General features: G+C 41.8%; 9 protein-coding genes. 1 reads left to right on the top strand and 8 read right to left on the bottom strand.

Annotated features, from left to right (window positions below):
* Position 1: 1 nt before the first annotated feature.
* The 3 genes from F9K23_01595 to miaB are packed head-to-tail and all read right to left on the bottom strand — an operon-like array spanning position 2 to position 3835.
* Positions 2-1282: a hypothetical protein gene (locus F9K23_01595; GenBank protein ID KAB2918861.1), complete on the bottom strand. Its 1281-nt coding sequence runs from the start codon at positions 1280-1282 to the stop codon at positions 2-4.
* Between the two features lies 1 nt (position 1283).
* Positions 1284-2447 carry a glycosyltransferase family 9 protein gene (locus F9K23_01600; GenBank protein ID KAB2918862.1) on the bottom strand — a complete coding sequence of 388 codons (1164 nt, stop codon included), beginning with the start codon at positions 2445-2447 and terminating at the stop codon, positions 1284-1286.
* Entirely contained in the window at positions 2447-3835 is a 1389-nt protein-coding gene (gene miaB, locus F9K23_01605) for a tRNA (N6-isopentenyl adenosine(37)-C2)-methylthiotransferase MiaB (protein KAB2918863.1), read from the bottom strand. The genes F9K23_01600 and miaB overlap by 1 nt, the downstream gene beginning before the upstream one ends.
* A 462-nt stretch (positions 3836-4297) precedes the next feature.
* Between miaB and F9K23_01610 the strand changes: the two genes are divergently transcribed.
* Positions 4298-5221, top strand: a complete 924-nt coding sequence (locus F9K23_01610) for an SDR family oxidoreductase (GenBank protein KAB2918864.1) — start codon at positions 4298-4300, stop codon at positions 5219-5221.
* Between the two features lie 34 nt (positions 5222-5255).
* Here F9K23_01610 and F9K23_01615 read toward each other — a convergent pair whose 3' ends face one another.
* Genes F9K23_01615 through F9K23_01635 form a run of 5 tightly spaced genes read right to left on the bottom strand, consistent with a single transcriptional unit; the run spans position 5256 to position 12169 of the window.
* Positions 5256-5540 (bottom strand): ATP-dependent Clp protease adaptor ClpS, encoded by a 285-nt coding sequence (locus tag F9K23_01615; GenBank protein KAB2918865.1) that lies wholly within the window; start codon positions 5538-5540, stop codon positions 5256-5258.
* Between the two features lie 20 nt (positions 5541-5560).
* Positions 5561-6202, bottom strand: coding sequence for a glycerol-3-phosphate 1-O-acyltransferase PlsY (gene plsY, locus F9K23_01620; GenBank protein KAB2918975.1), 642 nt, complete (start codon positions 6200-6202; stop codon positions 5561-5563).
* A 15-nt stretch (positions 6203-6217) separates the two neighbouring features.
* Positions 6218-10591: a hypothetical protein gene (locus F9K23_01625; GenBank protein ID KAB2918866.1), complete on the bottom strand. Its 4374-nt coding sequence runs from the start codon at positions 10589-10591 to the stop codon at positions 6218-6220.
* Positions 10575-11408 carry a 50S ribosomal protein L11 methyltransferase gene (locus F9K23_01630; protein ID KAB2918867.1) on the bottom strand — a complete coding sequence of 278 codons (834 nt, stop codon included), beginning with the start codon at positions 11406-11408 and terminating at the stop codon, positions 10575-10577. Before F9K23_01630 ends, F9K23_01625 begins: the two co-directional genes overlap by 17 nt.
* Complete coding sequence (locus F9K23_01635) at positions 11408-12169, bottom strand: triose-phosphate isomerase (protein KAB2918868.1); 762 nt, start codon at positions 12167-12169, stop codon at positions 11408-11410. The genes F9K23_01630 and F9K23_01635 overlap by 1 nt, the downstream gene beginning before the upstream one ends.
* Positions 12170-12179: the final 10 nt, after the last annotated feature.

The raw sequence follows: 12179 nt of genomic DNA on the forward strand, positions 1-12179 counted from the left end.
ATTACAGGTAGCCGAAGGCGAATCCGTTTTTTAAATACAGGCCGTATACCTGCTGGCTCACTGCCATAGCAGCTATATAAAGTATAAATAATGAATGAACTGCAATTTGCGGATATTGTTTACCTGCAAAGGCTTTTTTCACTTCGCTATAATATATAGGTAAGGTATAAGCGCAAATCAAACCAATCCAAATACCCCATTGCCGGCTGGTAAACATGTGCACGTATGCGTGGTGCGACATGGCAAAACTCCACGAAAGCGATGCCAGCAATAAAATAAGGGCTATAAAAAATAATTGGCGTTGGTGTTTATACATGTGCCACATTCCCCATGCTGCCAATAGTAAAATTGCCCAGCCGGGTACAAGGTAAAAACGCTCCATACGGTTAAACCACTCAAAGGCAATATCAAAGATGCTAAAGTCTTTATTGCCAATTTCGCTCACCGTAAACCCTGCGGTTTCTTCACCCGTAGTGCGGAGTTTAAAGGCAGCCATCATATCCTCGTAGGCTACTGCCCAACTGCCCCAGTATGCGGCATTTTGCCACATGTGCAGCATAAAACCCGTAACTGCAGCAATACCGGGTAATACGGTAACTTTTGTAAATAACTTGCGTGAGTATAACAAGCTGAAACCGATACTAACAACGGCCAAATAAGTAGGCGGCTCAAACGACACATTAATAGCCAGTAGGAATATAATGCACATCCAAGCTATCCATTTGTTTTCGCGTTCGTCGTTGTTAAAGTATTTATAGATGCAATACACATACAGCCATTTCAACAACTCTTCCAGCGTATGTTTATGCAGGTTATCGGCCCATGTGATAAAATAATTGGATAGGACCAATATACTGCCGCCTATAAAGGCCTGCGTTTTATCTTTTAAAATAACCTCAAGCACCCGATAGATAACAAAAAAGAACACCATTGCCCAAAGTATGGGAAATATACGCAATACAGGTTCAGAGGTGGTGTTTAAAACCTTGCCGTAAATGCCAGCAAGTATATCGGGTAGGGGAGGATAGTGCGTGTACACATTGAAACTGGTATCACCTTTCCCCTCGTATTGTTGGGTGGGTAGCCAGTAGGTGCCGTTAAATCCGTAGTCGTAGTAATAACGGGCAGCCGAGAGCACGTTTTTATCGCTGTAAGAATCGCCGAAAACATTGTCGCGGCCATTGCCGTTAGCGGTGGTAACTGTAAAAGCCCGCCACATAATCAGGGCAAAACAAAAGGCAAAAATGAACCAACGATATTTGGTAATGGAAGATTCCTGCATATTAAAGTGCCGAAATTACACTTTGTATTTGAGTATGTATATCGGCGGCTTGCATATTTTTCATGCAAAAGTTGTTGCCGCCACAAGGCAATACTTTGGTATGGTGCAGGCAGGGTGAGCACTCTACAGCAAGATAATGTACTTTATGACGGGCACTATTAATAGTATCAGCCGACAAGCGGTGGGTAGGATTGGTAGGCCCCCAAACCGATACCGTTGGTAAGCCTGTTTTTAATGCTATAAATAATGGTGCTGAATCAATGGTGAGCATCAACACACACTCTTCGTGCAAAAAGCGGTAGTACTCAGCAAACCCATACTTGCCTGCAATATTTTCTACTCGTTCACCTGCATTGCTTAAATATTGGCTGATAAACGCTTCGTTATCTTTAAAATCAGAGGGAGCACCTGTGAAAGCTATATTATATGGAGTGGTTTGCAGTATATGTGTGCAAATGGCCTGTAGTGTTTGCGCAGGGATTTTTCGTAAATAACCGCCCAACTCGCTGCAAGTATTGTTAATGGCAATGTACTTTTTGCCTGCTTCGTTAGTGCGGCCTGCACTGTCTTTTATAGGGATTGTAAACTCGGTAAACTCTTCAACACCCATCATGCGCACAAGGCTGCGGTAATTGTCTTGCACATTGCAAAACTGATTGAAATAGCAGTTGTGGGTATTTAGGAAATTACGGAAGTGTACTTTATTTAACTGAAACCCGAAGCGGTTAAGCGACATGGTCCACAACGAAAAGATAGTGGTTAGTTTTGAATATACTTCTAAATCAACCAGCCAACGGTTTTTTAAACCCCAGCTTTTGGTAAGTATTGCAACCGATGAACGCAATAGATTAGGAAGACTGCTATCGTCCATCACCCAAACGTGGTGAAAAAGACCTGTTGGCACTATGCCAGGTACTACTCCCTTGCCGCTAATCAGTATCAGTTTGGCATTTGGGTAGCGTTTTTTCAGTGAAACTAATGCATCACTGGCCAGCAACAAACTGCCCAGCCCCAGCATTTTTATTACAATAATGTATTCAGGATCTTTACGTAAAGTATGGTCGCGACGCAATAACAAACCAAGCGGGCGGGCTACCATCAGGTTAAAAATAACCAGCAGGCCGCCTAATACCCCATCGATAAATTGCTTGGCGCGTAGTTTCATTAATTCACAATGCGGCCAATAATGCTGGTGGTTGTGCTGCGTTCAATCAACACATTCACATAATCGCCGGGTTTTGCATTTTCTTTAGGGAAAATAACGGTAACGTTTTGGTCATTGCGGCCTTTGTACTCATCGGCTGATTTTTTTGAATTACCTTCAATCAGCACCTTACAAACTTTACCTATGTACTCAGCGTTTTTACGCTTCGACATATTATTTTGAAGTGCGATAATTTCTTGCAAACGACGTCTTTTAACCTCGGCAGGAATATCATCGGGATATTTACGGGCAGCCAACGTACCGGGACGCTCGCTATATTCATACATATAAGCAAAATCAAATTTAGCCCACTCAATAATACTCAACGTATCTTGGTGTTCCTCTTCTGTTTCACTGCAAAAGCCTGCAATAATATCGGTACTAATGCCGCAATCGGGAATAATCTCACGTATTTTGGTAACACGCTCCATATACCATTCACGGTCGTATGTGCGGTTCATCAAGTCTAATACACGGCTATTACCGCTTTGTATAGGCAGATGTATGTAGTTGCAAATGTTTTCGTATTTCACCATTGTGTACAATACCTCGTCGGTAATGTCTTTTGGGTGAGAGGTAGAAAAACGGACACGCAAATCAGGGTTTACCAATGCCACCTTTTCAAGCAATTGGGCAAAGTTTACCGTCTCAGTTTCGTTTTCAGGATTTGCCCATTTATACGAGTCAACGTTTTGACCAAGCAAGGTTACTTCTTTGTATCCAAGCTTTGCCATTTCGGCAGCTTCGGCCACAATAGAGTGTGCATCCCGGCTGCGCTCACGTCCGCGTGTAAAGGGCACTACGCAAAAGCTGCACATGTTATCACAGCCACGCATAATAGATATAAAGGCATTGATACCGTTGGTATTTAGCCTCACAGGGGTAATCTCCGCATAGGTCTCCTCGCGAGAAAGCAATACATTTACAGCTTTTTGGCCATCCTCAACCTTAGCAAGCAGGCTAGGTAAATCACGGTAAGCATCAGGGCCCACAACAATATCCACCATCTTTTCCTGCTCAAGCAATTTAGCTTTTAAGCGTTCGGCCATGCATCCCAACACACCCACCACAAGGTCGGGGTTGGTTTTTTTCATGCTTTTTAACTCTGCAAGTCTATTCCAAACCCTGCTTTCAGCATTTTCACGTATAGCACAAGTGTTCAAAAAAATCACATCGGCACCTTCGTCGTTGTTAATTGTTTTGTAGCCTTCTTTTGAAAGTATAGAGGCTATAATCTCGCTATCGCTAAAATTCATGGCACACCCGTAACTTTCAATATACAGGTTGCGTTGCTGCACATTTGCCGCAACAGGATGCGTTGCAATGGTTTCCTCGGTTGTTGTTACCATAAAGAATTTGCAAAGATAAAATTTAAAGCGTTAAAATTTTTTAAGAATATCAGGCTTGTTGGTAATAAAAAAGGGCAGGCATGATGCAATAGATAGGGATGCATTTGTTTTTACACACAAAAAATTTTAAAAAACTCCGGCTGCCCGCCCTTTAGCTTTTCTATAAACAATGCAATTATTGATAGAGGTATACTATTAAAAATACCTTTTCAAACTTATCCCAACGGTTTTGCATAAAACAGGGTGAAATAACCCTTTTTTGGGTAGACAGGTATTTTGTCGAAATATCTTTACGTAATTAATTACTAAAATTACCTTTGAAAATGCTTTGCAAAAGAGTTTTGGTACTTAAAAAACTGTACTGATAAAAAACCAAAACAGTTAGCATTTTATAAACTATTATTGTAATCTGCTAATTTTAGGCAGGGGACGGACAGGAGGGTCCGTGTACGAACAATTTGTATGCGTAGAGTTTTAATTACAGGAAGCAATGGGTTGTTGGGGCAGAAGTTACTTGATTTATATCTGGGGAAAAGGGATGCGCAACTTATAGCGACTTCTCGAGGGGCTAACCGCTACAATGCGTTTGAGGGATATGGGTATACATATCAGGAGATGGATGTAACCAATAAGGACGAGGTGATGCTGAATATCATACGGTATTGCCCCACGGCAGTTATTAATACTGCCGCTATGACCAACGTGGATACTTGCGAGAGTGAGAAAGAGGCTTGCGATAAGCTGAATATCGACTCTGTGAAATATTTAGTGGAGGCGTGCAATCAATTTGATGTGCACCTTGTACACTTATCTACCGATTTTATTTTTGATGGTGAAAAAGGCCCTTATACTGAGGAGGCCGCACCTAATCCGTTGAGCTATTACGGCGAGAGCAAGCTAAAAGCTGAGCAGTATATTATAGAAAATTGTAAGAACTGGGCTATACTTCGCACCGTATTGGTATACGGTGTGGCTAATGATATGAGCCGCAGCAATATTGTATTGTGGGCTAAAGGTTCATTAGAACAGGGTAAGCAAATTAATGTTGTTGACGACCAATACCGCACCCCAACACTTGCAGAAGATTTGGCAATGGGATGTTACCTGGCTGAAATGAAACAGGCGCAGGGTATATATAACATAAGCGGTAAGGATTTTATGAATGTGTACGAGTTGGCACAACGTGTGGCCGATTTTTGGAAGCTTGATAAAAACCTGATTGGCAGAGCTGACAGCAGCACGTTTACACAGCCCGCAAAACGTCCGCCACGTACCGGTTTTGATATTACAAAATCGCGCGAGAAACTAGGGTACGACCCTCATAGTTTTGAAGAAGGGCTTGCCGTTGTTGAAGAACAACTGAACAAAACAGCCAATGTGTTTTAAGATAAACGCATTGGCATTCCCAATAAACTTCTGATTATTCAATAACGGCTGATAATCCCCTATCCGTTAGGGCTGTGCACATGGGCGCCAGTTTTTCGGCTTCGCCTTCTTTTACAATGGCTTTACCTTTATAGTGCACCAATACGGCAAGTTGTTCTGCCTGCAACTCATCGTGTTTGCATACCTCTATCAGGCAGTCAATCACAAAGTCAAAAGTATTAACGTCGTCGTTATACAAAACCAGCTTGCGTGTTTCGGTAAGTAACTCAAGCAGGTCAACCTCTTCAAAAGTTTCTATTGAAGTTCCGCTCATGTTCATAAAACTACTCTCCTATATATTTATGGATTTTGCCTGTGTTTTCTAAAAATCTTGGCTTTGTTTTCGGTACCGTTCACCAGTTTACGAATGTTTTTCTGGTGGGTTAAGATTACCAAAAACGCGGCTGTAATTCCAAAGGCGATAAACAAGGGTACCTTTTCGTGGAATACATATACTATCATAAACGGAAATGATACCGCCGCTAGTATAGACCCTAATGATACGTACCGTGTTGTAAAGAGTATGAACAAAAATATAGCCAAACAAAGCAAAGCCGGTTGGTAATCAATGCATACAATCATTCCAAACAGTGTAGCAATACCTTTACCACCTTTAAACTGTGCAAAAATGGGAAACAAGTGCCCCATAACTGCTAATAAACCGTATAGCAGTTGCAGGTTCACATATTTAAAGGGATTATCCTTAGGCACTACGCCTGTTAAATTCACTAAATAAGCTGCAAAAAAGCCTTTCAGCATATCCATCAGCAGCACAATGCTGCCTGCTTTTTTGCCCAACACCCTAAAAGTGTTGGTGGCACCGGCATTACCGCTGCCATAGTCGCGCACATCAATACCGTACATTGCCTTGCCTATCCAAACCGCGCTGGGAATAGATCCCAACAGGTAGGCCACAGGGCTCAATAAGGTGATTAAAAGCAATTCGTTCATGGTGTATTATTCGGTTTCAAAACTACGCAAAAATTTCTTTCTGCCCTGTTCAGTGGCTAAACCTATACTAAATGTGTCTTTGGTGTACTTTTCAAGGTTTTCTTTGATAATGGTCATGAAGTCATTATCAGTAGAAAGCACGTATAACTTATTACGAACATAGTTAAAGAAATACCAATCATCACTACCCGATTCGATATAGAATGTAATTTCATCACCGCTACGCTTACGCTCAATTTCTATATTCACGCTCATTTTCTTTCCTAATTTATCTTTACCAAGGTTTGATAAACCAAAGTTTCCTTCAGCCTTAAACGATTTGGTTTTGGGGCTCCAAACAAAATCAACATCGGTAAAGAAAAGTGTTTTAGCCAGTTCGCTAATAGGTTCTACACGGCCTGTTTTTTCGATACTTTCTTTGGCTTTAGCAAATGCTTTTTCGTCCAATATCTCTGCCAGTGCTTTTTCTAAGAAAGGTTCAGTTTCGTTTGAAGAGATATTTCCCGTTCCGTTAGCCACCAATTGGTCGAACATGCGTTTTAGGGCAGGTTCAGGGAAGGGGAAATCAAGCAACAGGATTGATTTAATCTCAAACGAAGAGTCTTTTAATGAGTGGGTAACATTACCCGCAGTGCTCATTTTAAGCTCGCCTGTGTTCACTCCAAAGTTTACATTACCCTCGCCATACATTTCACCATCCTTGTGGTTATAGCTAAAGTAGTTTCCTTTGGGACTGTTCGCGTATAGTTTTTGTGAATCAGCATAGATAAACTCACCTGCGGCATCATCGTAGAAGAATACGCCTTTGTTTACATTTAATATTTCACCGTCAGAATAGTTACGCTTGCGGCTAAATATGTTGCTGTACATAAGTGCAGTATCATTCGCTACGCAGAAACCGGTGAACAGGTCTTTTTTATCATCATTTTTAGGCTCAACCACTTGTAAGAACACAGAGTCAGGCGCGATAATCTGCTTGTGACGCACCCACCAAGTAAGTGGGGGGTCAACCTCAGTATCGGCCATAAAGAACCCGTCAAAATCAAGCCCTCGGTTAGCACCCGTCAGTATCACATCCCCTCGGTATTTTATGCGTGGCGATAGTGTAAAATCATGCGGAATATTGATAGTACCTCTGGCAACCGTTTGTTTGGTCAGCTTTTCAGCCCTTACATCATTAAACAATATTTTGTTCTTTTTGCCCGAACGGTCAACGTAGTCATAATACCCATCTCCATAGTATTGGTATTTGCCGGCTATAAACAGTTTACAATCGTACAAAGTGTGGTATTTGTTGGCAGTATCTACCAATAGTTTTGCTTTGCGCAAAGTATCCATTGCACCGTATTGGCGTATTACTACCTTGCCGCTATCAGGTATGGCGCGGGCATCGGCAATGTTTATGTAAGGCACTTTATTAGCATACAGTACAAAGTCTTTTAAGTCGTACAAAGCATCCTTCGACATGAAGTTAAGCGAGTCTTGCGCACCATTGGTAGATACAAAGTATTGCTTCTCTTCCGGTGTTCCGGGAGGTGCAATAAAGCGCAAGGTTTTGGCTTTAATATCCCATTTAAACTCGTTTAGCGAGCCTTTGTATGAGTTGTAAGGGAACTCAGAGTTGGCACCATCGCCCAAGGCTTTAAAGTCACCGATACGTTTTTCCATGTTTACGTCGGCTTTCACATTTATAGCCCTAAATGCATATTTACTGGTATCAATTGATTTGATAACAAGGGTAGAGGTATCCGCGTTAAATTTCTTTTGGCCAAGGCTCATGTTTCGCGAACCAAGTATGGCATCATTAAAGTGCATATCACCATTGGCTTTTGACCCTTTTTTACCCAAAATATACTCGCCAAAAAACTTAGCATCGGTATATAGGCTCATTGGCTCATCAATAGTAAATTGGCTCATACGGTCGTTGTAGGGTTCCCAATGGGTGTACACGTTTTTGCCCTTTACTCCGGGGTTAAGGGTGCTTTCTTTCAAATCAAACGACTCACTAAAACCATTGGTAGAATCAGGGAACAGAGTAAACTTATCTGATTTGGTTACCGAACCCGCAAAGCTTATTTCGCCTGTACCAAACAACCCTTTGTTGCTCAGGTTCATGGTCATGGTAGTGTTTCCTGTTCCCCTATACATAGGTAGGGTAGCGGTTTTGATGAAACCTAACGAGTAATCATCCATCAGCACAAGGGTTTCGCGCATTTCAGGGAAAATATCCGCCGAAGTGAACGTGCCGGGGAAACGAAGACCCGAACGTGAGAAGTTATCCAAACTGTCGATGGTAAAAGGGTCAACGCTAAAGTAGAAGTTACTGCGCTTGTATACCCCGCCAAATGTGGTGTAGTAATCGTAGTAAACCTTTGAACCCTTGTTACTTTTAAAAATGGGGTATTCAGAATATTCTTTCAATCCTGATTTGTTGTATTGTTGGTCAATAAACAACGTACCGCTAATGTCTTGCAGTACCGAGTTTACTTTTACAAGGTTGTTGTTCTCGTCAGGGAAGAACAAACGCATAGAGTCTACGTTGTTCATATCAATCGTAAACTTTTGGTAGTTGAAGCTAAAGCCTTTACCAAAAAATTCGAAACGACCTGCTCTTACTTTACCTTCAAGTTTCATTTCGCGGTTGCCGCGAAGTGTAAAACGTTGTTCGGTAGGTATTACAAATACGGTTTGCGAATCAGAGAATTTTACTTGCGGCACCCCTTCGATTTTCATATCGAAGTTTTCAAGGTTAATACTTGCATTGGGCAAACCACCGATAACAGATTGAAAGCTGATTACGTCATAATCTGTACGGCCAAAGTGTGAGTTTACGTAGTTAAAGGTTTTTTCATACACCTGCACAAACTGGTTGGTGCCGTAGTACTTTAAGAAGCCAGCATCGTGCAGGGTAATAAACTGCGGGATAAGATTATCAACCGTACTCGCTGCCCATTTTGAGTAATCTTTCAGGTAAAACTCTTTTACTTTCTTTTCATCGCAATACTGTTTAATTTTTTGCAAGGGGTTATAGGCAAGCATCCCTTGCAGCTTTTCGTAACGGTATTCTTTAAAGAAGTTGTATGAATAGAAGGTGGCTGCTTCGTCCTTCAAAATCATTTTAATATCAATCTTGGGTTCTTTTATGTTCCAGGTAATCACATCCGCATGGATTTCCATGTTGTGATAATTGTCTATAAAAGGTGCCCTAAACAAAGGCTCAGTACCGCGGGTAATGGTTACCCTTTCTTCGGCCACTTGGTAGTTAAAGTTTACACGGGGGTGGAAAATAGTGGTTCCTGAATCTAAGAAAATGGTAACAGAAGCATCGTCGGTTACTACTTTTTCGTTTTTAAATACAAACAACTCTTCGCCCGAAACCTGCAATACCAAACGGTTTTTATAGTAATAGCGGAAGGTAGCGGGATTTTTCTCATCACCGCTGGCAAGTATCTTGGCTCCGTGTTGGGCATAACCGCCCACATAGCGCACGTTTTCAACAAATTTGTTGATGATAAGGTCTTTTCTGTAAGAGGTAAAACGAGGATAGCTGGCTTTTTCAGCACTGCTCACTTGGTCCATTATCTTTTCATCCAAATGCCCGTATACCTCACCGGGTAAGTACTCGCTGTTGTAAAATTTTACTGAATCAGCACGGTATTCGCCTCGTTCAAAATTAATGGCGTATTTATCCAGTTTGGCAAAGCACACTTTGGGGTCAAGTGCAGCCCTTTCCCAAGATACATTGCCACCTTTTCCATCCCAGGTCAGGTCGTCCATAAAAAAGGTGCCTTTGGTTTCGTACAAGAAACCAGAGTCACGCGGACTTACACATTTAATATCGGTTTTGACAAATGTGGCGCTTGGTCTGCCGTTTGTTTCTACAAAATCAAAGTCTTTTGAGAGTATGTACCATGTGCGTGTTTTAGTATTACTGCTTGCACCGCTTTGCAACAAACCCAACGTTGTTTCTATAAACAAAGCCAAGTCACGTCCCTTCTTGTTGTAGTAGGGGCGTACTAATTTGTCCCACTTCATGTGGTGGCTTTCCATCTTGCCTTCGTTTACAAAGGCAATCACTGTGTTCAAGAAGTTTTCAAAGTCGGGGTTGGGGCGCAACTTCTTGTCAAGCATTTCATTACAAGTAATTATTATGCGTTGCAAGTTGTCGTCGGGAATACTTTTGGCCGCCCACTTTGCCTTAAATGCTTCAAAAACCAACTTACCGCTTTCGTTGCGGTCTTTGGTCATAAAAGCCTCCAATTCCTTCATAAAGGTTTCGGGCTCTCTGCCAAAGCTTTTTTGGGCATTGGCGGTTTTTGAGAATGTAATAAGTGCAGCTAAAAATAAAAACGCGGTTATACTTTTATAAAACTTCATCATAAGTAAAAATTGCGGCTGTCCAGTTATTAGTGGTCTTATTGCTTAACAGCCTGAAACCAAATTTTATTGCGTGGTTTTTAATATCCTCTAGGTCGCTTTCATAAAAACCTGATACAATAAGCCTACCATTTTTTTTCATCATTCCGGCATAGTGGGCTATGTATTCAAGGTTAATGTTTTTGGTAATATTAGATAGGATGATGTCGTATTTCTCATGTTCAACATCCTCAATTTCGCCCAATACTACATGGGTACTTTGTACCTTGTTGCGTACGATGTTTTCTAGGGTGTTTTTATACGCCCACTCATCGTTATCAACAGCGGTAATCATTTTTGCACCCATTTTATAGGCAAGTATGGCCAGTAAGCCCGAGCCGCAACCCATATCCAATACGGTTTTGCCTCTAAGATCTTTAACCAGCATCAGCTCCATCATTTGCGATGTAGTGGCATGGTGGCCTGTGCCGAAAGACATTTTAGGCTGTATGATAATCTCATACGGGTATTGTGGTTTAGGCTCGTGGAAATCAGCACGGATGTAGCATTTATCAGCAACTACCACCGATTGGTAGTTGCTTTCCCATGCTTCGTTCCAGTTTTTGTTTTCCATCATGCTTTTGCGAATGGCATCTTGAGGGATGTTGTAGTACTCAAGAATAATTCTCAACTCTTCAGGGTCAAACGATTCTTGCTCAACGTAACCTTTTATATGGTCTTCGTCTTGCAAAAAACTGTCAAAGCCCACTTCAGAGAGTTCGGCCATTAGTATTTCGCCCAATTCGGCGTTGCAGGGGATGTTGAATTCTAGGTATTGCATCAGCGGGCGGCTTTAATAATTTCGATAAAGTCGCGCGATTTTAATGCAGCTCCACCAATAAGGCCACCGTCAATGTCCGGTTGTGCCAATAGTTCAGCTGCATTTTCGGGTTTCATGCTTCCCCCGTATTGTATGGTAATGCTTTGTGCCACTTCGTTTCCGTATTTTTTAGCAATAGTACTGCGTATAAATGCGTGCACTTCTTGCGCTTGTGCGCTGCTGGCAGTTACACCTGTGCCTATTGCCCACACAGGTTCGTAGGCAATAACTACTTTTTTCATTTCATCAGCGTTAAGGTGGAATAACCCTTCGGTTATTTGTGTTTCGTTAACGTTGAAGTGCTCTCCTGCATTGCGTTGCTCAATGGTTTCGCCACAGCAATAAATAGGAGTAAGGTTGTGTTTAAGGGCTATATCTACCTTTTTGGCCAGTAAAGCATTGGTTTCACCAAAATATTGGCGGCGTTCGCTGTGACCTATTATCACAAACGATGCATTGTATGAAACCAACATACCTGCTGAAATTTCGCCTGTATATGCTCCGCTTTCGTGTTCGCTGCAATTTTGTGCGCCCAACTTAACGGCTGAATTTTTTATAAGACTATAAGTACCGCTTAGGTGAACAAAGGGGGGGATAATTACTACCTCAGCACCGTTGTTTATCTCATCACGGTGTATGTTCACTATTTCTGATACTAATCCTTGAGCCTCTTCGGCTGTTTTGTTCATCTTCCAGTTTCCGGCGATAATCGTTTTGCGCATCTATCTTTTA

The organism is Bacteroidota bacterium, assembly GCA_008933805.1.
Lineage (GTDB): Bacteria > Bacteroidota > Bacteroidia > UBA8524 > UBA8524 > SB11.